21 protein-coding genes and 2 tRNA genes are annotated in these 22,264 nt (G+C 70.8%); 18 read left to right on the forward strand and 5 right to left on the reverse strand.

Annotation, left to right across the window (positions count from 1 at the left end):
- The first annotated feature begins 114 nt into the window (after positions 1-114).
- The 3 genes from ACFY1J_RS19260 to ACFY1J_RS19270 all read left to right on the forward strand — a co-directional run bounded on the left by ACFY1J_RS19260 (position 115) and on the right by ACFY1J_RS19270 (position 2,895).
- Complete coding sequence (locus ACFY1J_RS19260) at positions 115-1,167, forward strand: chorismate-binding protein (RefSeq protein ID WP_390710890.1); 1,053 nt, start codon at positions 115-117, stop codon at positions 1,165-1,167.
- On the forward strand, positions 1,164-1,985 hold the full coding sequence (locus tag ACFY1J_RS19265; RefSeq protein ID WP_390731559.1) for an aminotransferase class IV: 822 nt from the start codon (positions 1,164-1,166) through the stop codon (positions 1,983-1,985). Before ACFY1J_RS19260 ends, ACFY1J_RS19265 begins: the two co-directional genes overlap by 4 nt.
- 85 nt (positions 1,986-2,070) lie before the next feature.
- On the forward strand, positions 2,071-2,895 hold the full coding sequence (locus tag ACFY1J_RS19270; RefSeq protein ID WP_390731560.1) for a GNAT family N-acetyltransferase: 825 nt from the start codon (positions 2,071-2,073) through the stop codon (positions 2,893-2,895).
- A 30-nt stretch (positions 2,896-2,925) separates the two neighbouring features.
- Here ACFY1J_RS19270 and ACFY1J_RS19275 read toward each other — a convergent pair whose 3' ends face one another.
- Positions 2,926-3,453 (reverse strand): DsbA family protein, encoded by a 528-nt coding sequence (locus ACFY1J_RS19275; protein ID WP_390710887.1) that lies wholly within the window; start codon positions 3,451-3,453, stop codon positions 2,926-2,928.
- 224 nt (positions 3,454-3,677) lie between these two features.
- On the opposite strand from ACFY1J_RS19275, the gene ACFY1J_RS19280 reads away from it, so the two are divergent.
- Positions 3,678-4,112: a hypothetical protein gene (locus ACFY1J_RS19280; RefSeq protein ID WP_390710886.1), complete on the forward strand. Its 435-nt coding sequence runs from the start codon at positions 3,678-3,680 to the stop codon at positions 4,110-4,112.
- A 189-nt stretch (positions 4,113-4,301) separates the two neighbouring features.
- Entirely contained in the window at positions 4,302-4,454 is a 153-nt protein-coding gene (locus tag ACFY1J_RS19285) for a hypothetical protein (RefSeq protein WP_263206696.1), read from the forward strand.
- 84 nt (positions 4,455-4,538) lie between these two features.
- Here ACFY1J_RS19285 and ACFY1J_RS19290 read toward each other — a convergent pair whose 3' ends face one another.
- Together ACFY1J_RS19290 and ACFY1J_RS19295 are read right to left on the reverse strand one after the other, a co-directional pair.
- Positions 4,539-5,099: a CGNR zinc finger domain-containing protein gene (locus ACFY1J_RS19290; protein WP_390710885.1), complete on the reverse strand. Its 561-nt coding sequence runs from the start codon at positions 5,097-5,099 to the stop codon at positions 4,539-4,541.
- A gap of 265 nt (positions 5,100-5,364) precedes the next feature.
- Positions 5,365-5,778 (reverse strand): SsgA family sporulation/cell division regulator, encoded by a 414-nt coding sequence (locus ACFY1J_RS19295; protein WP_004002642.1) that lies wholly within the window; start codon positions 5,776-5,778, stop codon positions 5,365-5,367.
- 191 nt (positions 5,779-5,969) lie between these two features.
- On the opposite strand from ACFY1J_RS19295, the gene ACFY1J_RS19300 reads away from it, so the two are divergent.
- From ACFY1J_RS19300 to ACFY1J_RS19330, 7 genes are all read left to right on the forward strand, one after another.
- Positions 5,970-6,422, forward strand: a complete 453-nt coding sequence (locus ACFY1J_RS19300) for a TIGR02611 family protein (RefSeq protein WP_390710884.1) — start codon at positions 5,970-5,972, stop codon at positions 6,420-6,422.
- 63 nt (positions 6,423-6,485) lie between these two features.
- Positions 6,486-6,557, forward strand: a tRNA-Val gene (locus ACFY1J_RS19305).
- Positions 6,558-6,896: 339 nt separating this feature from the next.
- Positions 6,897-8,183: an ABC transporter substrate-binding protein gene (locus ACFY1J_RS19310; RefSeq protein ID WP_390710883.1), complete on the forward strand. Its 1,287-nt coding sequence runs from the start codon at positions 6,897-6,899 to the stop codon at positions 8,181-8,183.
- 99 nt (positions 8,184-8,282) lie between these two features.
- A complete protein-coding gene (locus ACFY1J_RS19315; RefSeq protein ID WP_390710882.1) occupies positions 8,283-9,251 on the forward strand; it encodes a carbohydrate ABC transporter permease in 969 nt (322 codons plus the stop codon).
- On the forward strand, positions 9,248-10,120 hold the full coding sequence (locus ACFY1J_RS19320; RefSeq protein ID WP_390710881.1) for a carbohydrate ABC transporter permease: 873 nt from the start codon (positions 9,248-9,250) through the stop codon (positions 10,118-10,120). Before ACFY1J_RS19315 ends, ACFY1J_RS19320 begins: the two co-directional genes overlap by 4 nt.
- A 4-nt stretch (positions 10,121-10,124) precedes the next feature.
- On the forward strand, positions 10,125-10,715 hold the full coding sequence (locus tag ACFY1J_RS19325; protein WP_390710880.1) for a hypothetical protein: 591 nt from the start codon (positions 10,125-10,127) through the stop codon (positions 10,713-10,715).
- Between the two features lie 102 nt (positions 10,716-10,817).
- Positions 10,818-13,556: a Tat pathway signal sequence domain protein gene (locus ACFY1J_RS19330; protein WP_390731561.1), complete on the forward strand. Its 2,739-nt coding sequence runs from the start codon at positions 10,818-10,820 to the stop codon at positions 13,554-13,556.
- Positions 13,557-13,560: 4 nt separating this feature from the next.
- Here the strand turns inward: ACFY1J_RS19330 and ACFY1J_RS19335 are convergent, their stop codons facing one another.
- Positions 13,561-15,969, reverse strand: coding sequence for an SCO7613 C-terminal domain-containing membrane protein (locus tag ACFY1J_RS19335; RefSeq protein WP_390731562.1), 2,409 nt, complete (start codon positions 15,967-15,969; stop codon positions 13,561-13,563).
- Positions 15,970-16,072: 103 nt separating this feature from the next.
- Here ACFY1J_RS19335 and ACFY1J_RS19340 point away from each other — a divergent pair, with 103 nt between their 5' ends.
- Both ACFY1J_RS19340 and ACFY1J_RS19345 read left to right on the forward strand, forming a co-directional pair.
- The gene (locus tag ACFY1J_RS19340; protein WP_390710877.1) at positions 16,073-16,519 is read left to right on the forward strand and encodes an SRPBCC family protein; all 447 of its coding nucleotides are present in this window, start codon (positions 16,073-16,075) and stop codon (positions 16,517-16,519) included.
- A 39-nt stretch (positions 16,520-16,558) separates the two neighbouring features.
- Positions 16,559-16,630 (forward strand) — tRNA-Val (locus ACFY1J_RS19345).
- A gap of 81 nt (positions 16,631-16,711) precedes the next feature.
- Here ACFY1J_RS19345 and ACFY1J_RS19350 read toward each other — a convergent pair.
- Positions 16,712-17,437, reverse strand: coding sequence for a 3'-5' exonuclease (locus tag ACFY1J_RS19350; RefSeq protein ID WP_390710876.1), 726 nt, complete (start codon positions 17,435-17,437; stop codon positions 16,712-16,714).
- A gap of 168 nt (positions 17,438-17,605) precedes the next feature.
- Between ACFY1J_RS19350 and ACFY1J_RS19355 the strand changes: the two genes are divergently transcribed.
- From ACFY1J_RS19355 to ACFY1J_RS19370, 4 genes are all read left to right on the forward strand, one after another.
- Positions 17,606-18,172, forward strand: coding sequence for a DUF4365 domain-containing protein (locus tag ACFY1J_RS19355; protein ID WP_390710875.1), 567 nt, complete (start codon positions 17,606-17,608; stop codon positions 18,170-18,172).
- Entirely contained in the window at positions 18,169-19,404 is a 1,236-nt protein-coding gene (locus ACFY1J_RS19360; protein ID WP_390710874.1) for a hypothetical protein, read from the forward strand. Before ACFY1J_RS19355 ends, ACFY1J_RS19360 begins: the two co-directional genes overlap by 4 nt.
- Before the next feature lie 144 nt (positions 19,405-19,548).
- Complete coding sequence (gene thrS, locus ACFY1J_RS19365) at positions 19,549-21,525, forward strand: threonine--tRNA ligase (protein WP_390731563.1); 1,977 nt, start codon at positions 19,549-19,551, stop codon at positions 21,523-21,525.
- A gap of 103 nt (positions 21,526-21,628) precedes the next feature.
- Complete coding sequence (locus tag ACFY1J_RS19370; RefSeq protein ID WP_390710872.1) at positions 21,629-22,189, forward strand: HIT family protein; 561 nt, start codon at positions 21,629-21,631, stop codon at positions 22,187-22,189.
- Positions 22,190-22,264 lie beyond the last annotated feature (75 nt).

Genomic DNA, 22,264 nt, shown 5'->3' on the forward strand with positions numbered 1-22,264 from the left:
GCACAAAAACGCGTTTGCGCAGCGTGCTGCGCTGCACCCGCCGAAGGACGCGGTCAGGGCACCGGCGGGACATGCCCGGGCCACCTTGACGACACCCGCCATAGACTCGACTCCGTGCACGACCTTGCTCCTCTTGCCCGCTTCGGCGACCGTGTCGCCACCGGCCTGCTCGATGTCACCAGTGATCCCGCGGCCCTGGACTCCTCCGGTTTCTGGGCGGTCTGCGCGGACTTCGAGGGGCGGCTGACCTGCGCCCGCTTCGCGGACGTACGGGACGAGCCGGTGCCCGCCCCGGTGCCGGGCCGGTGGCGGGGCCCGGCGGCCGGCGACTGGACGTCGTCCCTCGACCGAGCGGCGTACATCGCGGCCGTGCACCGGATACGCGAGCACATCGCGGCCGGCGAGGTCTACCAGGCCAACCTCTGCCGGGTGCTCTCCGCGCCGGTCGCCCCCGACGCCGACGTGGACGCCCTGACCGCACTGCTGGCCCGCGGCAACCCGGCGCCGTACGCGGGAACGATTCGGCTGCCCGGGGACGGGGTGGAGATCGCCACGGCCTCGCCCGAGCTCTTTCTGCGCCGTGCCGGACTGATCGTCGAGTCCGGACCGATCAAGGGCACCGGGCGCACCGAGGCGGACCTCCTGGAGAAGGACTACGCCGAGAACGTGATGATCGTGGACCTGGTCCGCAACGACATCGGGCGGGTCTGCGCCACCGGCAGCGTGACCGTCCCCGACCTGTGCGCCGTGGAGAAGCACCCCGGCCTGGTCCACCTCGTGTCGACGGTCCGCGGTGAGCTGCGTGACGGCGCGGGCTGGCCCGGGCTGCTCGCGGCCGCCTTCCCGCCCGGCTCCGTCACCGGCGCGCCCAAGTCGAGCGCCCTGCGGATCATCGAGGCCCTGGAGACGGCGCCCCGCGGCCCGTACTGCGGCGGCATCGGCTGGGTCGACGCCGACCGGGGCACCGGCGAGCTGGCCGTCGGCATCCGCACCTTCTGGATCGACCGGTCCGCGCAGGGCGCGGCGACGCTGCGCTTCGGCACCGGCGCCGGTATCACCTGGGGATCCGACCCCGAGGGGGAGTGGCGGGAGACCGAACTGAAGGCGTCCCGGCTGCTCGCGGTAGCGTCGGGCACGTACGCGGAGAGTGGAAGGGGTCTTGGGTGAAGATCTGGCTGGACGGCGGGCTGCAGGACATCGAATCCGCCCGTGTCTCCGTCTTCGACCACGGGCTGACCGTGGGCGACGGCATCTTCGAGACGGTGAAGGCGACCGACGGGAAGCTGTTCGCGCTCACCCGCCACCTGGACCGGCTGACCCGCTCGGCCCGGGGGCTGGGGCTGCCCGACCCGGACCACGACGAGGTGCGCCGCGCCTGCGCCGCCGTCCTGGAGGCCAACCCGATGCCACTGGGCCGGCTGCGGATCACCTACACCGGCGGCCACGGCCCCCTCGGCTCCGACCGCGGCGAGCACGGCCCGACCCTGGTGGTCGCCCTCGGCGAGACCACCCGTCGCGCCGACTCCACCGCCGTGATCACCGTCCCATGGACCCGCAACGAGCGGGGCGCGCTGACCGGCCTGAAGACGACCTCGTACGCCGAGAATGTCGTCGCCCTCGCCCGGGCCGGTCAACAGGGCGCCTCCGAGGCGCTGTTCGCCAACACGGTCGGGCAACTCTGCGAGGGCACGGGCTCGAACGTCTTCGTCGTCCTCGACGGCGAGATCCACACCCCGCCGCTCGCCTCCGGCTGCCTTCCCGGCATCACCCGCGCCCTGACCGTCGAGTGGACCGGCGCCAAGGAGACCGACCTGCCGCTGGACGTCCTGGAACGCGCCGACGAGGTCTTCCTCACGTCCACCCTCCGGGACGTACAGGCCGTGCACCGCGTCGACGCCCGCGAACTGCCCGGCGCGCCGGGCCCGGTGACCGCCAAGGCGATGCGGATCTTCGACGAGCGCTCCGGGCACGACCTCGACCCCTGACCGGCCCGGTCGCTCCCCGACGCTTCCGGACGGGGCCCCGGATATTGGGCTGCTCCGGGCCCGGGGAACGGGTAGAACACCCGTGATGACCACTACCCTGCGGCCGACCGAGCCGCTTCAGCGCGCCACCGACGGGGCGCTGTCGCGCCACTTCCAGGTGTGCGTGAACGGCCGTCCCGTCGGTGTGGTGCACCTCTCCACGCACCCGGTCTTCGGGCCCTCCGTCGCCCGGATCGACGATCTGCGCATCGAGGAGCCCGACCGCGGACGCGGCCGGGGCGCGGTGGCCGCGCTCGCCGCCGAGGAGGTGACGCGCGGCTGGGGCTGCAAGCGCGTCGAGGTCTCGGTGCCCGCCGACGCCGAGGGCGCGCTGCGGCTCGCCACGGCGCTCGGCTACGTGCACCGCAACCGCGGCATGGAGAAGCCGCTCGGCGACACACCGCCCGGACTGCCCGCGGGCAGCCGGGGCAGACCCATGACCGAGGCCGAGTACGGGCCTTGGCTCGCGCGCAAGCTCGCGGACTACGCGCAGGACTGGATCGACCGCGGCGTGCCCGGGGCCGAGGTGCGGGCCAAGTCGGAGCACGACCACGCACTGCTGCTGCCCCAGGGCCTTGCGACCGAGAACATGCTGGTGAGCGTGCTGGAGCGGGAGGGAGCCAGGGTCGGGACCCTGTGGCTGTCGCTCGCCGGGGACACGGCGTACGTGTACGACGTGGAGACCGACGAGCACGCCCGCGGCCGGGGCCACGGACGCTCGCTGATGCTGCTGGCCGAGGCCCAGGCGATCGCCGCCGGAAAGCGCGTCCTGGGCCTCAACGTCTTCGCCGGCAACACACCGGCCGAGCGGCTGTACGCGTCACTGGGATACGTGCCGACGTCGTACTCGATGTACAAGAACCTGCTCTGAGGTCTCGACGTACAAGAGCTTGCTCCGAGGTCAGCTCTCCCCGGCCAGCAGCCGGTCGGCGATCTCCTCGATGCGCTCGCGCAGCCCCTCCTGGCTCTTGCCGCCGTCGAGGCGCTCACCGCCGATGACATACGTCGGGGTGCCCGTCACACCGATCGCCTTGCCCTCGGCCTGGTCGGCGTCGACGATCAGGATGTGCCGCCCGTCGATCAGCGCGGTGTCGAACTCCTCGGCGTCCAGACCGAGTTCGCCGGCGACCTCGACCAGGAGGGGTTCTCCCTTGCGGTCCAGTTCCTCGACCCGGCCGAGCACGGCCTCCACGTACGCCCAGCCCTTCCCCTGCTCCAGAGCCTCCTCGGCGGCCTGCGCGGCGGCGAAGGCGTGCTTGTGCTTCTCCAGCGGGAAGTGCCGCAGCCGCAGCTCCAGCCGGTCGCCGTAGCGGGCGCGCAGGGCGTGGAGGTCGTCCAGGGCGCTGCGGCAGTCCGGGCACTGGAGTTCGCACCACACGTCGAGTACGGGAACGGGGGTACCGGTGGGTGCGGGGGAGGAGTCACTCATGGGCACCAGTCTCCCAGGCGAGCCTGCCGGGGGCCGAATGGGGACCGTACGGCGGTGACCGGCACCTGGGGAGGATGCGACCCGGAGATGTCCCTGATGTCGGGCCCGACCATGGCATTGCGGGTACCGGGCGGTGCAGGATGGAAGGGACGAAGCGCAGCTCGCTCTTCCGTAAGCGCACTCTCTCTTCCGCCCTGCCCGACCGAGCCCGCCAGGAGGACCGGATGATTGCCGAGACCGTCTGTTCCGCCGTGTCCGCGGCCGGCCTGGGCATCGCTGCGGTCACCGCGTACCGCAAGCGCTTCCTGGCGGCGGTCCGTATCGCGTCCTATTCGCTGATTCCCGTCGGCCTGGTGATGACCGGTGTCGTCGGCTGGCTGGCCGACACCGCGTTCAGCCCCACGGCCTGGATCGGCTTCGGCCTGCTGGGCGGGGCCTGGGCCCTGCTCGCGACCACACGCGCCGTCGAACGCCGGCGCGGGGGCACCCGTGCGGAGCGCAGGGCCGCCCGCGCCGCCCGGAGCGAGACGGCGGTGGCTCCGACGGCCTCCGCGCCCTCTCTCGGCCCGGCGACCCGGCCGACGACCACGCCCCGCGCCACCGGCGCCACGGACGACTTCAGCGACATCGAGGCCATCCTCAAGAAGCACGGCATATGACGGTTCAGGAAGCAGCGCACATGACGGCCGCGTGACGCACTGAAACGACACAGTGGGTCGAGACCGCACCCGGAAGTGATCATGGTCGGACCGGAACCGGACCGGACATCACAGAATTCGGCGAACTCCCGCATCCAACGGGCGTGTTGATCGCGCGGAGGGTGCTCCCTGGGTCATCATCGCCGCGAGATGCTGGACACGACACAGAGCGATGCCGCGCCGCCGAAGGACGAGCCGCGTGGATGCCTCTTCGCCCTTTCCCAGCCACCGCTGATGATCTTTCTTGCGGTGATCGGGTGTCTGCTCCTCATGGCCGCGCTGCACGATCTGCTGTGGCTTTGAGCCGTACACGCTCCTCCCGGCGCCACCCGCCGGGACGGGCGTCGGCACCGAGGTGTCCCGTATCGAGAAGGGCAGGCCGGGCGGTCAGCCCGCCGCTTCCTTGCGGCGCGCCCGGTACGCGGCCACGTGCAGCCGGTTTCCGCAGGTGCGGCTGTCGCAGTAGCGCCGCGAGCGGTTCCGGGAGAGATCGACGAAGGCGCGCCGGCAGTCGGGGGCCTCGCAGCGCCTGAGCCGCTCCTGCTCCCCGGCGACCACGAAGAAGGCCAGTGCCATTCCGCAGTCGGCCGCGAGGTGGTCGGCCACGGAGGCGCCGGGGGCGAAGTAGTGCACATGCCAGTCGTAGCCGTCGTGGTCCGTCAGCCGGGGCGTCGTGCCCGCGGCGGCGACCAGTTCGTTGATCAGGCCGGCCGCGGACCGGGCGTCCGGGGCCGCGAAGATCCCCGCGAACCGTCCGCGGATCTTGCGCACCGCCGACAGGTCGAACTCGGACAGGATCCCTACATCACTTATTTTGTGCGTTCGCACGAAAACTTCGAGGGCTGCGACATCCGGCAGTCCGTCCGCCGTCGTGTCGTCCTCCGGCACGGTGTTCACCAGATCCACCACGGTGTCGAGGGCGCACCGGGTGTCGTGGGTGATCAGCACGTTTTGCTCCCTGGCCTGGGGGTCGGGCGGGCGCCCGCCGATGCTGGCCGATGGTAGTGGCTGGCTGCCGGTAGAACGTTCCGGTGGCCGAAGGGGTTCCCCGGAGCACGCTCCGTGACCGCGGGCGCCGGACGCCCGCGCACACCGACGCCGCCCCCGCGGAAACCCACGGTGACGGCGCCGGTGCGCATCCCGTATGCGATTGTCTTGGGCCCGAGCCGTCTCCCCGAGTGGACGGCGCCGGGCGGCTTCGAGGGGCCGCGACCTAGCTTTCCGCCAGGATGTGCGAGAGCTCCTGATCCAGATCGAAGTGCCGGTGTTCCGTGCCGGGAGGCACGGCGGCATCCGTCCGCTTCAGGAAGGACTCCAGGGCCCGCGCAGGGGCCTCGAGCAGGGCTTCCCCCTCCGGGGAGCTCAGGGCGATGCACACGACGCCCTGGCCATGGCTGCGGGACGGCCAGACGCGGACGTCGCCGGTGCCTGTGGGCCGGTGCAGACCCTCGGCGAGGAGGTCGCGGGCGAACACCCACTCGACGGTCTCCTCGGCTCCGGTGTGGAAGGTGGCGTGCACGGCGTAGGGGTCGGCCGTGTCGTACCGCAGGCCTGCGGGGACAGGCAGGGAGGACTCGCTCGACACAACGAGGCGCAGGTGCAGCTCGCAGCTGACCGTGGTGTTCATAAGCGCCAGGGCCTTTCGCTCAGTGTGCGCTCGGGGATTCGCACGTCGGCGAAATCGACATGCCACCTACGGTGCCGTTGTAAACCCCTCTGAGTGTTTTGCGTGTCTTTACGTAACTCTTCCGGCCGAGAACCAGTACGCGAGGTACGACCATTCCGGTGACCTGTTTCACTCGGGTAGGGTTTGGCCGTATGAATACGGGGAGTAACGAGCCGAGCGACGTCGCGGTGGCGTCCGGCGAGGCGGAGGCTGACGGGGTGCGCGTCGAGGGCGGGCTCGGATCGAAGGCGCCGGAGTTCATCAAGGCGCGGCGCGCCCTGCACGTGAGCTGGCAGGTCGGCATCTTCGTCGTCGGCCTGGCGGTCGTGGTCACCGGCATCATCCTGCTGCCGCTGCCGGGACCCGGCTGGGTGGTGATCTTCGGCGGTATGGCGATCTGGGCCACCGAGTTCGTCTGGGCCCAGCTCGTGCTCCGCTGGACCAAGCGCAAGGTCACCGAGGCGGCCCAGCGGGCGCTGGACCCGAAGGTCCGTCGGCGCAACATCGCCCTGACGGTGATCGGCCTGGTGATCGTGGCCGTCCTCGTCGGGATCTACGTCTGGAAGTTCGGCGTCGTGATGCCCTGGAAGCTCAAGCATCAGTGATCCGCACCGGTCGGCGCTGGTCGGAGGCACCCTGTGACATGGGGTAATGTTCTCCCTGCGCCCGGGCGATTAGCTCAGTGGGAGAGCGCTTCGTTCACACCGAAGAGGTCACTGGTTCGAACCCAGTATCGCCCACCCGGAACCGACGGCCCGTCTGCATCACCGCAGGCGGGCCGTCGGTCGTTCGGCGCCGGCCGCGTCCCGCTGCGCTGTGAGGCATCGGCTCGGCCATTTGGGCGATTCGGCCGGCCGCGGGAGTCAAACGCCCAGGTGTGACGGCTCGGGGGCGGCCCAAACCTTCCAGTTGCTCCCGGCTCGCCGCCCCACCCTCGTCGACCTGCCGCCCGGCGCCCCGCGCGAGAAAATCCTGTCCGAGTCATTGACGCACCCCTGGGCCCTCCGTACCTTGTGCCAGCAAGCGCTTACTTGAAACGATTCATATATGCAGCGGTGACGCGCGGGGAGGGTTCGACTGTGGGAACCAGCGGGAATGTGGAGAGGCGAACGATCCTGAAGGCGGCCGGGGCATCGGCGGCCGCGCTCGGGCTGGCCGCCACGACGGGGTGTGGCGGCGACAGCGGTTCCGGGGGCGGGACGGTGACGATCCGTTACTCGTGGTGGGGTGCCGAGGAGCGGGCGAAAAGGATCAATCAGAGCATCGCGCTCTTCGAGAAGAAGTATCCGAAGATCAAGGTCAAGACCGACTTCCAGACGTATCTCTCGTTCTGGGAGAAGTTTCAGACGCAGGCCGCGGGCGGAAATCCGCCGGACGTTTTCCAGAATGCCGTCGGATTTCTTCGGAAGTACGACAAGAGAGGCATTCTTCTCGACCTGAAGTCCCAGGTGCAGGCAGGCAATCTGAGCCTGGATCACTTCCGCGCCGGTGTCACCAAGGTCGGCGAGGTGGACGGCAAGCAGCTCGGCGTCCCCGTCGGCTCGAACACCATGGCGCTGGTCGTCGACAAGAAGGTCTTCCAGCGGGCGGGCGTGGACCCTCGGGCGGGCTGGACCTGGGACGAGTACTTCAAGGCCCTGAAGACGATCCACGACAAGACCAGGATCCCCGGCGACACCGGCTACTTCACCATCATGTACCTCTACGACCTGTACCTCCGGCAGAACGGCAAGGCGTTCTTCACCAAGGACGGACTCGGCTTCGACAAGGCCGATCTGACGGAGTGGTGGCAGGACGGCTACAACCGGGTGAAGGCAGGCATCGTCACCGACCCGAAGGTCGTCTCCCAGGACCAGCCCAAGTCCTCGCTCTCCGCCGGCCACGGCGCCTCGGAGTTCACCTGGGACAACTTCACGGTCCGCTACTCGGCGGAGGGCAGCAGCACCTACGGCCTGGCCCCGATCCCCACGGTGGACGGCACGCACACCGGCCAGTACCTGGCGTCGCTGATGCTGAGCGCCTCGGCCCGTACCGCGCACCCCAAGGAAGTCGCCCAGTTCATCGACTTCATGGTCCACGACCCCGAGGTCGGCAAGATCATGGGCTACGACCGGGGCATCCTGGCGAGCACCGAGCAGTACGCGGCGTTCAGGCCGACCGACGCGGTGAGCAAGGAGATCGCGCAGTACGAGGCGGACACCGCCAAGTCCGGCGTCCTCGGCACGATCACGCCGCACCCCTCCGGTGCCGACACCGTCGAGGCCGCCTTCCTGCGCATCGGCGGTGACCTCGGACAGGGCAAGACCACGGTCGCGAACTCGGTCAAGCAGTTCTTCACCGAGTCCGAAGCCGCCTTCCAAGCCTGAGCCGGCTGTGCCTCGGTCCGATCAGGCCGACAAGCCCGATCAGACCGATCAGCCCGACCGCCCGATCAGCCCGACCGCCCGATCAGCCCGACAAGTCCGATGGGAACCTCCGTGACGCTCGTCAAGGAATCCGTGCCCGCCACCCGGAAGGCCCGCTCCGCCGCCCCCACGGCCAGGGGGCGGCGGGGCCGCCGGGAGAACCTCGCCGGCTATCTGTTCATGTCCCCGTGGATCGCGGGCTTTGTGCTGCTGACCGCAGGCCCGATGGTCGCCTCGCTCTACTTCGCCTTCACGGACTACAACCTCTTCAACACCCCGAAGTGGGTCGGGTTCGACAACTTCACCAAGATGTTCGACGACCCCCGGTGGCAGAAGTCGGTCGAGGTGACGGCCAAGTACGTGGTCATCGGCACCCCGCTGAAGCTGCTGCTCGCCCTCGGCGTCGCCCTGTTGCTCGCGCAGAGCCGCCGTGGCCAGGCCTTCTACCGGGCCGCCTTCTACGCGCCCTCGCTCATCGGCGCGAGCGTGTCGGTCGGCTTCGTCTGGCGGTCGATCTTCTCCGACGGCGCCGTCGTGGACCGTACGCAGTCCTTGCTCGGCTTCCACGTCGGCGGCTGGGTCGGCAACGCCGACTGGGTCCTGTACTCCCTGGTGGCGCTGACCGTCTGGCAGTTCGGGGCGCCGATGGTGATCTTCCTGGCCGGGCTCAAACAGGTGCCCAGGGAGCTCTACGAGGCTGCCGAGATGGACGGCGCGGGGCCGCTGAGGAAGTTCTGGAACATCACCCTGCCGATGATCTCCCCGGTGCTGTTCTTCAACGTGCTCCTGGAGACCATCCACTCGTTCCAGATCTTCGGGTCGGCGTACGTCGTCTCCAACACCTACTGCGGTCCCGCGGACGCCACGCTCGTCTACACCTGCTACCTCTACCAGCAGGGCTTCAAGAACTCCCAGATGGGCTTCGCCGCGGCGATGGCCTGGATGCTGCTGCTCGCCGTGGCTCTGGTGACGGCCGTCCTCTTCTGGTCCCAGAAGAAGTGGGTGCACTACGAGGAGGAGGCCCGATGAGTGTCATGACGACGAAGGCGACGGGAGGGGGCCGTCGGCGGACCGGTTCGCTCGGCTGGCACCTGGGCGCCCTGCTGATCCTCGCCGTCATCCTCTATCCGGTCGTCTGGGTCGTCGGCGCCTCGTTCAAGCCCAGCAAGGACATCATCAACAGCCTCCAGCTGTTCCCGGGCCATCCGATCCTCGGAAACTTCAAGGGCCTCGCGGACGGCATAGCCGATGTCGCGATCTGGACGTTCTTCCAGAACTCCCTCTTCTACGCGGTCGGTTCCGTCGTCGGCATCCTGATCTCCTGCTCGCTGACCGCATACGCCTTCGCCCGCATCAGGTTCGTCGGCCGGAACCTGCTGTTCTCACTCATGATCGGCACGCTACTGCTGCCGTACCACGTGCTCCTGATCCCGCAGTACGTGATGTTCCAGAAGCTGCACTGGATCAATACCTACGCTCCGCTGCTGATCGGCAAGTACCTCGCCACGGAGGCCTTCTTCGTCTTCCTCATGGTGCAGTTCATGCGGAACCTGCCCCGCGAGCTGGACGAGGCCGCCCGGCTGGACGGCTGCGGTCATCTGCGCATCTACTGGTCGATCGTGCTGCCGCTGTGCCGGCCCGCGCTCATCACCAGCGCGATCTTCACCTTCATCAACGCCTGGAACGACTTCATGGGCCCGCTGATCTACCTCAACGAGCCCGGCAAGTACACCGTCTCCCTGGGGCTGATGATGTTCCGCGACTCCGACGGCGTGGCCGCCAACTACGGCGGCATGATCGCCATGTCGCTGGTCGCGCTGCTGCCCGTGCTGCTGTTCTTCCTCGCCTTCCAGCGGTATCTGATCGACGGGATGGCGACCTCCGGACTGAAGGGCTGAGGCCGTGGCCGACGTACGGGTGAGGGCGCGGCGCGAGCCGGTGTTCGCGGAGAGGTTCGCCGTCTTCGCCGAGTGTCTGCTCACGGGTGTGTGGATCGCTGTGGCCTCGCTGGGGGTCGTCACCTGGCCGGCGGCCTTTGCGGCCGGCGCCCGGCATCTGCGGCGGCGTACGGCCCATGAGCGCGGTGGGTGGCGGGAGTTCGTCGTGGACTTGCGGGCCGCCCTGCGCGGCGGCTGGGTCGTCGGCGCCGTCGGGTGGGGTGCGGTGGCCGCCGCCTGGGTGGACGTCCGGGCGGCGCGTGCCGGGCTGCCGGGTGGGCCGCTCGTCGGGGCCGCGGGGATGTTCGCGGTGATCGGGCTCGCCGTCGCCGGGCTGCGCGCGGCCGCGGTCTGGGCGCCGGGGGACACCTGGCGCGCGCTGCTCGCGGACGCGGGCCGTCGTACCGTGCTCGACCCCGCCGGATCCTTCCTGCTCGTCGGCGGAGCTGTGCTCGTCGTCTGCTCCGCGCTGCTCATCGCGCCGCTTGCGGTCCCCGTGCTGGGGGCCGTCGTGGCCGCGGCCGTCGCCGTGGAGGAGCGGTACCGGCGCCGCTGAGCGGTGGTTCCTCGATCAGGGTCGGTGCCTCGGCGCCGTACCTCGCACTGTCATGCCCCTGACCGCCTTGCGTTCGCACGGATAGGAAAGGCTGAATCCGATATGTCTTCCATTCCCCGCAGGTCCCTCCTCAAGGCGGCGGCCGTCGCCGGAGCCGCCGCCCAGTTCAGCTGGGCACTGGGGTCGAAGGACGCCCAGGCCGCGCCGGGAGCCCAGGCCGCCGACGCGGACCCGGTGACCCTCGACTGGCTGGAGGACGGCGGCCTCGGCGCGGCCCCCGGCTCCACCGTCGGCGTGCCCTGGCCGATGGGCGCGTACCAGGAGGACCAGACCTTCGAGCTGACGGACTCGGACGGCAGGGCCGTGCCCGTGCAGTCCTGGCCGATCGCCCACTGGCCGGACGGCTCCCTCAAGTGGACCGCGCACGCGGTCTCCTCGGGCAGCGGAAAGCTCACCCTCGCGGCGGGCACACCGCAGTCCCCCGACAAGAAGGTGACCGTCGACAAGAGCGGCGGGACCGTCGATGTGTCGACCGGCGTCATCACCGTCCGGATCGGCACGTCCGGTGCCACGCTCGTCAAGTCGGTCACCCGCGGCTCGACGGAGATCGCCAGGAACGGCCGTCTCGTCCTCCTCCGCGGGCCGGAGATCGAGGACGAGGACCAGGGCACGGTGAAGACCGAGCGCTTCGACGGCGCGATCGCGTCGGTCACCGTCGAGCAGGACGGACCGGTCCGTGCCGTGGTCCGCATCGACGGCAAGCACCGCAAGGGCGACCGCAGTTGGCTGCCGTTCTCGATCCGGCTCTACTTCTACGCGGGCGCCGACTCCTTCCGGATGGTGCACACGATCACCTACGACGGGACGCAGGAGCCGGGGAAGGCGAGCGGCGACTTCGTCCGCGGGCTCGGTGTCCGCTTCACCGTGCCCATGCGGGACGCCGCCTACGACCGGCACATCCGCATCGGCGGCGAGGGAACGGGCCTGCTGCGGGAGGCCGTCCAGGGCATCACCGGGCTGCGCCGTGACCCGGGGGCGGCCGTGCAGGCGGCCCAGTACGCGGGCCGGAGGCTGCCCGATCCCGCCACCTGGGACCAGCGCGTCACGACCCGGCTCCAGTACATCCCGCAGTGGGGCGACTACACCCTCTCCCAGCTCTCCGCCGACGGCTTCACCGTCCGCAAGCGGACGAGGAAGGGGTACGGCTGGATCGCCGCCGGCGGTGGCGGGCGGGCCTCCGGGTTCGGTTATGTGGGCGGGGCGAGCGGCGGATTCTCCTTCGGGCTCAGGGACTTCTGGGAGCAGTTCCCCGCCCAGCTCGACATCCGCGACGCCCACACCGACGAGGCGACCGTCACCCTCTGGCTCTGGTCGCCCGAGGCACAGCCCATGGACCTGCGCTTCTACCACGACGGCATGGGCCAGGACACCTACCCCGAGCAGCTGGAGGGCCTCAACATCACCTACGAGGACTACGAGCCCGGGTTCGGCACTCCCTACGGCATCGCCCGCACCTCCGAACTCCTCTTCTGGGCCAACGAGTCCACCCCGGCCCCGCAGACCCTCGCGGACCAGGTCGCCGCGGTCCGCGTCCTGCCGCAGCTCGCCGCCCCGCCCAAGCAGCTGATCAAGGCCAAGGTCTTCGGCCCCGGCCTCTACTCCGAGCCCGACCGCTCGACGGCCGCCAAGGCGAAGATCGAGGACCACCTCGACTTCCTCTTCACCTACTACAAGGACCAGGTAGAGATGCGCCGTTGGTACGGCTTCTGGGACTACGGCGACATCATGCACACCTATGACACGGTCCGGCACCAGTGGCGGTACGACGTCGGCGGCTACGCCTGGGACAACTCCGAGCTGTCGCCCGACCTGTGGCTCTGGTTCGCCTACCTGCGCTCCGGCCGCGCCGACATCTTCCGCTTCGCCGAGGCCATGACCCGGCACACCGGCGAGGTCGACGTCTACCACCTGGGCAAATGGGCCGGACTCGGTACCCGGCACGGCGTGCAGCACTTCGCCGACAGCGCCAAGCAGCAGCGCATCGCCAACACCACCTACCGGCGCTACTACTACTTCCTCACCGCCGACGAGCGCGTCGGCGACCTCATGCACGCCAATGTCGACTCCGACGAGACGTTCCTCGTCCTCGACCCGATCCGCAAGATCCGCACCGAGCCGTACACACCCGACCGGCACGCCCTGTCGATCGGCTTCGGCACCGACTGGAGCGGACTGGTGTCGGCCTGGCTCACCGAGTGGGAGCGCAAGGGCCCCAAGTGGGAGAAGGCCAAGGCGCGCGTGCTGTCCACCATGGAGACCATCGCCGCCCAGCCCAACGGCTTCGTGCAGGGCAGCGGTCTGTACGACCTCGACACCGGCAGGTTCGCCGTCGCCGACACGCCCGTGGTCTCGGTGTCCCACCTCTCCGCCGTCTTCGGCCTCAACGAACTGTGCGCCGAGCTCATCCACCTCGTCGACATGCCGCGGTTCAAGGAGGCCTACCTCGACTACTGCCGCTACTTCAACGCCACCAAGGCCGAGCAGACGGCCCGTTACGGCTCCAACTTCGGCACCCTGCTGCTCTTCCAGGGCCATTCGCGCCTCGACGCCTACGCCGCCGTACAGACCGGCGACGCGACGCTCGCCAAGCGTGCCTGGACGAAGTTCTACAGCTCCGACGGTTATGCGGAGTCCTCGCCGTGGAGGACGGAGCAGCTGACCGGCCCGGCCACGCTGGTCGCGGGCGGCGAGGCGAGCTGGGTGTCCTCGAACGACACCGCGCTCTACGGCCTCGCCGCCATCGAGAACCTGGCGCTGCTCGGCGACAAGATGCCGTCGTAGCCGCTCAGTTCATCTTCCCCAGGACCTCCCGCACCCGCCGGACGTCCCGGATGCGCTGCTCGTACGTCGCCCCGAGCGCGAGCAGGAGCAGTCCGGCGAGGGCGGGAGGCACCCAGCGGGGCAGCGCGCCGGCCATCTGCACGAGATACGGGGCGAGTTCGTGCAGCGCGACCAGGGTGAGCACGCCGCCGCCGAGCACGAGCGGCGCCTGCAGCCGGTGCCGGGCGCCCAGCAGGGTGAGCAGGAGCGCCGCCGTGCCCAGCAGCAGGGGACGGGTCCAGTGCGGGTCGCCCCAGGCGGCGGCGAGGCTCGGCAGCAAGGTGGCGCCGAGTCCGGGGCCGTACGCCGTCCAGGACGAGGTCCGCGGATCGTGCCGCCTGCGCAGTACGCCGAGGAACAGCGCCGGGACGGTGACCGGGAGCGTGTACGCCTCGGGTGCCGAGACACCCCAGGACGCCAGCCGCACCCAGGCGGCCAGGGCGAACAGGGCCGCGGACGCATGGCCGACGGGGCGGCGGTCGGGGCGGATCGCCACGCCCGCGGTGATCACTGCGCACAGGCCGAGCATGAGGGCCAGCATCGGCGGGTCGGCGAGGGCGAGCCCGGTCGCGAGCAGCCCGGCCGCCGCTCCCGCCGCCTCCACCGGGACGGTCGCCGGGGAGTCGCCGAGACGCGCGGCGAGGAGCGCGGCGGCCACGGGCACCGCCAGCACGAGCAGGGCCGTGTGCGACGGCTGCCAGCCGGCGGCGGCGCCCGTGGCGACGGCGAGCGCGGTGGCGTGGGTGAGCGCGGCGGGGGCCGTGACCGGGGCGAGACGCGAGACGAGGGATGCCCCCGCGAACAGGGCCGTCAGGGCGCAGAGCACGGTCAAGGTCGCCGTCCGCGTCGCGAGCGCGCCGAAGGAGAGGGCGAGGGCGGTGAGGAGCGCGAGGACCAGGGCGGTCACCTGCGCGGGCAGGTAGGCGGTCGCCTGCGCGCTCGGGCGGCCGGGCTCCTGCGCGGGGGCGTGGTGACGTATGGATCCGGCCATCAGCAGCGCTGCCGCCGTCGTGACCCCCTGGACCGACAGCCCGGCGGCATACGGCAGTTCGAGCACCGCCGGGAGGACGAGAGCGGTGGCCCACGCCAGGGTCAGGGCGCCGACGAGGGCCCGTGGGCGCCAGGTCGTGTCGCGGACTGCCAGTAGCAGCACGGCGGTGACGACCGCGAGGACGACCGGCACCGCTATCGCGTGCGTCGGCCACGGCGCGTCGGCCGTCACCGTGGCGCGCGCGTCGGACGGGGCGCCGGACCAGACGTGTGTCGCCCGGGCGACGGGGCCCAGGAGGGTGACGGCGACCAACGGGACGGTCCACAGCAGCGCCAGGGCCTGGACTGCGCCCGAGGCCAGGAGAAGGCCGCGGCGTACGGGCTCGGGGAGCGGAGCTCGTACGGCCGCCAGCAGGGCGACGCCCAAGGCCAGATGGCCGGGCACCGTCCAGTCGTCCGGCAGCGTCACGCGCAGGAGGCCGCCGAGCGCCGTCACCAGCAGCAGACCACCCGCCACAGCGCCACCCGCGGCGGTGACCGGCTGCTCCAGGCGCCATGCGGCGCCGAGCGCGATCACCGCCGCGAGGGCGAGGAGCGCCGCCGCACGGGCGGCGGCGCTCGGGCCGGCTGCGTCCCAGGAGAGCCAGCCGGCCGTCCATGCGCCGAGGGCGCCCGTGCCGCACGCGCCGACGGCGGCGACGAGGCGGACGGCCCCGGCGGTGCTCATGAGTGCCACGACCGTGTCGAATCCGGCCGTCGCCAGGAGCGCCGACGCGATGCGGTACGGGCCCCCGCCCACCGCCAGCGCCCAGAGGAGCAGCGGGAGTTGGGTCGAGAGCAGCGCGGCGGGGACGGGCGAGCGCAGTGGTGCTGTCGGCGGCAGCAGCCCGTACGCCGCCCACAGCCCCGCCAGTGCCGCCGCGGCGAGCGCCGCGTATGCCGTGCCGCCCGTGCCGGTGAACGCCACCTCGTGCAGTGCGTACGCGTCGAGCACGGTCAGCGCGAGACCCAGACCCGCCACCGACTCGGCCGTGGATCCGAGCCCCCGCTTCAGCAGCGCCACCGGCGCCGCGAGCGCGGCCAGGGTGACCGCGCCGAGCACCAGGGCCCGCCCGGCGATGCCCAGATGCCCCCAGCTGACCAGCGTGAACGCCACCGCCGCGATGGTGAGGAGCACACCGCCGAGCACGAGCAGCACGTTCTGCACGCGCGGCGCGGAGGCCTCGGGGCGCGGCGGCGCGAGGGGCATCGGCGGCACCGGACGGTGCAGGGCGGCGACCAGCCGGGCGCGGCGGGTCAGCAACTGGGCCCGGCGGGCGTCGAGTTGCCACAGCTCCGCATCGATGAGCCGCAGCTCCTCGACCGGGGGCAGAGGGTACGTCATGCCCTGGAGTGTGGTCCGCGTCACGTCACCCGACATGAGTGCGCGTACTCAGAACGTACTCAGATACCGGTGTGCGGTGCTGGGGACGGGACAGACTCCGCCCATGGACTGGACCCACTATCGCTTCCTCAGCCTGTGGTCCCTGACCGCCTCGGCCGACGTCGTCTACGGGGCTCTGGAGCGTCCCGAGGACTACCCGCGCTGGTGGCCCCAGGTGCGCTCGGTGCACCGTCTCGACGACACCACGGGCCTGTTCACCATCCGCGCGTTCCTCCCGTACGACCTGACCATCACCGCCCGCGAGGTGCGCCGCGACCCGGCCGCCGGGGTCCTGGAGACGGCGTTGTCCGGCGACATGGACGGCTGGGCCCGCTGGACCGTCACCCCCGACGGCTCCGGCACCCTCGCCCGCTACGACCAGGTGGTCGACGTCGGCAAGCCCCTGCTGCGGCGACTGGCCGTGCCCGGACGCCCGTTCTTCCGCGCCAACCACCGGCTGATGATGCGGGCCGGGCGGCGCGGCCTGGCCGCGTACCTCGAAGCGGTTTGAAGGAAGCCCGCCCGGACCTGTATTGTTCAGTGCGTTCCCGGGCGATTAGCTCAGTGGGAGAGCGCTTCGTTCACACCGAAGAGGTCACTGGTTCGAACCCAGTATCGCCCACCGGGAAAGAGCCGGTCCGCAACTCGCGGACCGGCTTTTTTGTTGCCCATCACCGGGGTCCGGTGCCGGGCCCCTGAGCAGCTACGCCGCCGCCGGCAGCTCCGGTCGCAGCGGCCAGTCCGTGCTCACCGCCTCGTCCGATCCGCTGCGTGCGAACCAGGCCTGCAGGCCGCGTGCCTGTGCCGCGTGCCAGGTGGTCTGCAGGGTGTGCAGTTCGGCGGGGGACAGGCGCTCCAGCCGGGTCGCGAAGCGCCGCCCGAGCGCCCGTACGACCTCCAGCGCCGCCAGCGCGTCCGCGCCGGCGTCGTGCGCGCCCTCCAGCACGACACCGTAGTGCGCGCACAGGTCCGTCAGCGTGCGGCGGCCCTTGCGGTAGCGGTCGAGGTGCTTGTCCAGGACCCGCGGGTCGAGCACCAGCAGCGGTGACGCCTCGAACCAGCGGTCGAGCGACGACGCGCGATGGCGGCGCAACTCGCGGTCCAGCAGCGTCAGATCGAACGGCGCGTTCATCACCACCAGCGGGCGGTGCATGGTCGCGTGTTCGGCCAGCTCCTCCGCTATCTCGAACATCACCGGCGCCGGCCAGCGGCCGTTGCGCTGCAGATGTTCCTCCGTCAGCCCGTGCACCGCCGTCGCCGCCTCCGGCACCGGCACACCCGGGTTGACCAGCCAACGGGTCACCCGGGGCCGGGTGCCCGGGGCGTCCTGGACCACGACGGCGGCCGACACGATCCGGTCGGTCTCGACGTCCACGCCCGTGGTCTCCGTGTCGAAGGCGGCCAGCGGCCCCTCGTACCAGCACGTCATCGCAACACAACTCCTCGTTCACCCACGGCAGCTGACGTCCCGTCTTCTGCCTGTTTGGTGATACCCGGGCTGTTTGCGCCGTACGCCGGAAGGACACAACAGGAGTGCGGGTCTTTGCAGTTCAGCGGCCCGCAGCGGGGAAACACTTGGCTTGGAAGGCTGTTGGTCATGGTGATAGCGCAGCCCGAGCGGGGCGGGCTGCTGCCCGAACGGACGGCACCCCATCGCGGCACACTCGCCACCACCGCCTGCATGGAGACACTGCAGGTGGGTTATCTGCACGCGGTCGCCGCGGCGGCCGGCTGCTCGCTGTCGCAGCCGTTCCCGGACAACGGCATCGACTGGCACGTCAGCCATGGCTCACCCGGCCACACCGTCGACGACGAGGTGACCATCAAGGTGCAGCTGAAGTGCACGTACCAGATCGCGCCGAACCCGCCGGGCCGCTTCTTCTCCTTCACGCTCGACAACGACCATCTGCGCAAGCTCGCCCGCACCCCGGTCTCGGTGCACAAGATCCTCGTCGTGATGCTGGTGCCGCGCTCCCAGGACGACTGGCTGCGCGCCAGCCACGACCGGCTCGACCTGCGGCACTGCTGCTACTGGGTCAACCTGGCCGGCCACCCGATCACCGGCCGGCACCGGACCACCGTGCGGCTCCCGACCTCGCGCATCTTCGACGACCGGGCGCTGTGCGAGATCATGACGCGGGTCGGGACGGGAGGCAGACCATGAGGGACCGTCCGTACGAAGAGCCCCTGCGGGAGGGCAGGCCGCATCCCGTCACCGGGGACGCCGCCCACTGGAACCGTCCCCCCGACCCCGCCGACGTCGACCCCGCCGTGCTCGGCGCCCTGCTGCACCGGCACGGCTGGCAGCGGCGCGGCGGCGCCCCCGGGCGCTACGGCCGCTGGACCCCGCCCGGGCCGGGCGGCGGCGGGACCAGCCTGCTGGTGCCCGAGAGCCGGGCCTTCCCCGACAGCGACGACCTGCTCGGCGAGGCCCTGGTCGCCCTGTCCCGCAGCGGCAACCCCTCGGCGCGCGAGGTCCTCGTCGGACTCGCCGTGCCCAGCGACGAGATCCGGTGGTGGCGGGACGTACCGCCCGGACCGGTGGACACCGCGCCCTGGACGGTCGAGGAGCAGCTGCGCACGGCCGCCCGGCAGATGCTGCTCGCGGCCGCGCTCGCCACACGTGCGCGTGCGGGCTACTACGGCGCCCGGCACCGCCGGCCGGCGGCCGTGATGCTGGAGAACGTCCTGGTCGGCTCGGCGACCGGTGGCCGCAGGCTCACCGCCTTCGCCCCCGTGGCCGCCGCTCGCCCGCTCGCCGTACGCCTCCAGCAGGCCCTGTACGCCATCCGCGAGGCCATCGACTACCAGCGGGCCGCCGGCGGCATGGACGCCTTCGACGGCGCGGTCGAGGCCGGCGTCAGCCGGGAGCTCACCGAGTCCCTCGTCGCCCTGGTGCGCGGCACCGAGGGAGCCCGGATCGCCGTCGAATGGGCGCCGGCCGCGGGTGTCCCCGAGGACTGCGCGGCGTCCGCCGAACCGGTCGAGTTCTCGCCCGGCGACCTGCCCGTCCTGCGCGAGGCGGGCGCCCGCTATCTGCGCGACGAACCGTCCGTGCCGGTGCGGATCACCGGTTCCGTCGTCCGGATGCGCCGGTCGGGGCCGCGCGGCGAGGGCAGCGTACGGCTGCGGGTGCTCGCGGGTGCCGAGGTGCCGCACGTGCGCGTGACGCTGGACGAGGAGGACTACCGGATAGCCGGACACGCCCACCTCGTCGGACTGCCGGTGCGGGTGCACGGGCGGCTGGAGAGCCGCGGCGGCTTCCGGCGGCTGACCGGGGCCTGTGGGGTCGTACCGGTGCAGGTGGACGATGCCGAGCGGGACCGGCTGCTGAAGTCGCTCCAGGAGAACCTCGACTTCTTCGAGGAGGCGTGCAGCGGGGAGGACTGCGACTGAGCGCGGCCGCGATGGGCACGGGGTTGCGACCGGCCGGGGACTGTGGGTGACCGTTTCGCGGTCGGCCGGTCCGGGTCGGTACGATCCCCTATTGCGCGCGCTCCCGGTATGGCGCCGCACCCCACCTGCAGTCAGGAGAGACCGGTGTCAGACGTCCGTGTGATCATCCAACGCGATTCCGAGCGGGAAGAGCGCGTGGTGACGACGGGCACTACGGCCGCCGACCTCTTCGCCGGCGAGCGCTCGATCATCGCGGCGCGCGTGGGCGGCGAGCTCAAGGACCTCATCTACGAGCTCAAGGACGGCGAGACCGTCGAGGGCGTCGAGCTCTCCTCCGAGGACGGCCTGAACATCCTGCGCCACTCCACCGCGCACGTCATGGCCCAGGCCGTGCAGGAGATCTTCCCCGAGGCCAAGCTGGGCATCGGCCCGCCGGTCAAGGACGGCTTCTACTACGACTTCGACGTCGAGAAGCCGTTCACGCCCGAGGATCTCAAGGCCGTCGAGAAGAAGATGCAGGAGATCCAGAAGCGGGGCCAGAAGTTCTCCCGCCGTGTGGTCACCGACGAGGCCGCCCGCGAGGAGCTCGCCGCCGAGCCGTACAAGCTGGAACTGATCGGCCTCAAGGGTTCCGCCTCCTCCGAGGACGGCGCGGACGTCGAGGTCGGCGCCGGCGAGCTGACGATCTACGACAACCTGGACGCCAAGACCGGCGAGCTGTGCTGGAAGGACCTCTGCCGCGGTCCCCACCTGCCCTCCACCCGGCTGATCCCGGCGTTCAAGCTGATGCGCAACGCCGCCGCCTACTGGCGCGGCAGCGAGAAGAACCCGATGCTCCAGCGCATCTACGGCACCGCCTGGCCGTCCAAGGACGAGCTGAAGGCGTACCTCGACTTCCTCGCCGAGGCCGAGAAGCGCGACCACCGCAAGCTGGGCAACGAGCTCGACCTGTTCTCCATCCCGGAGCAGATCGGCTCCGGCCTCGCCGTCTTCCACCCCAAGGGCGGCATCGTCCGCCGCGTGATGGAGGACTACTCGCGGCGCCGCCACGAGGAAGAGGGCTACGAGTTCGTCTACACCCCGCACGCGACCAAGGGGAAGCTCTTCGAGACGTCGGGCCACCTGGACTGGTACGCCGAGGGCATGTACCCGCCCATGCAGCTCGACGAGGGCGTGGACTACTACCTCAAGCCCATGAACTGCCCGATGCACAACCTGATCTTCGACGCGCGCGGCCGCTCGTACCGTGAACTGCCGCTGCGCCTCTTCGAGTTCGGGACCGTGTACCGGTACGAGAAGTCGGGCGTCGTGCACGGCCTGACCCGGGCCCGCGGCTTCACCCAGGACGACGCGCACATCTACTGCACCCGTGAGCAGATGTCGGACGAGCTCGACAAGACGCTCACCTTCGTCCTCGGCCTGCTGCGTGACTACGGCCTGACCGACTTCTACCTGGAGCTGTCGACCAAGGACCCGGAGAAGTTCGTCGGCTCCGACGAGGTCTGGGAGGAGGCCACGGAGACCCTCCGCCAGGTCGCCGAGAAGCAGGGCCTGCCGCTGGTCCCCGACCCGGGCGGCGCCGCCTTCTACGGCCCGAAGATCTCCGTCCAGACCAAGGACGCGATCGGCCGCACCTGGCAGATGTCGACCATCCAGCTCGACTTCAACCTGCCCGAGCGCTTCGACCTGGAGTACACGGCCGCCGACGGCTCCAAGCAGCGTCCGGTCATGATCCACCGGGCCCTCTTCGGCTCGATCGAGCGCTTCTTCGCGGTGCTCCTGGAGCACTACGCGGGCGCCTTCCCGGCGTGGCTGGCCCCGGTCCAGGCGATCGGCATCCCGATCGGTGACGCGCACGTCGACTACCTGCAGAAGTTCGCCGCGGCGGCGAAGAAGCAGGGTCTGCGCGTGGAGGTGGACGCCTCCTCCGACCGTATGCAGAAGAAGATCCGCAACGCCCAGAAGCAGAAGGTGCCGTTCATGGTCATCGCGGGCGACGACGACATGGCGGCCGGCTCGGTCTCCTTCCGCTACCGCGACGGCTCGCAGGAGAACGGCATCCCGTTCGACGAGGCGATCGCCAAGATCGCGAAGGTGGTGCAGGACCGGACGCAGGTCTGACCCTGCTCGCCTCGGGGCCCCGGCGGATGGACGACATCCCCGGGGCCCTGCCCTTCCCCGTCCCGGGACGCCCCGGCGACACGCCACGAACGGGCGAAGCCATATGCTGCGTAGCATGACGAGTGAGCCGGAGCAGCAGATCGGAGTGGGGACGCAGGACGCGTTCCAGCGCCTGTGGACACCCCACCGGATGGCCTACATCCAGGGCGAGAACAAGCCGAGCGGCCCGGGTGCCGACGACGGCTGCCCCTTCTGCTCGATCCCGGCCAAGTCCGACGAGGACGGTCTGATCGTCCGCCGGGGCGAACACGTCTACGCGGTGCTGAACCTCTACCCGTACAACGGCGGCCACCTGATGACGGTGCCGTACCGCCACGTCGCCGACTACACGGACCTGACCGGCCCGGAGACCGCCGAGCTCGCCGAGCTGACCAAGCAGGCCATGACGGCCCTGCGCACCGCCTCCGGCGCCCACGGCTTCAACATCGGCATGAACCAGGGCACCGTCGCGGGCGCGGGCATCGCGGCCCACCTCCACCAGCACATCGTCCCCCGCTGGGGCGGCGACACGAACTTCATGCCGGTGGTGGGCCACACCAAGGTGCTCCCGCAGCTCCTGGCCGACACGAGGAAGATGCTGGCAGAGGCCTGGCCGATGGCGTGAGCGAGGCTTCCGGCGCTTCGCAGGCCGCCGGTACATCGCAGTCCGGCCCGCACATCTCAGCCCGTCCGGCGTTCG

Source organism: Streptomyces sp. NPDC001406 (genome assembly GCF_042895285.1).
In the GTDB taxonomy this organism is placed as follows: domain Bacteria; phylum Actinomycetota; class Actinomycetes; order Streptomycetales; family Streptomycetaceae; genus Streptomyces.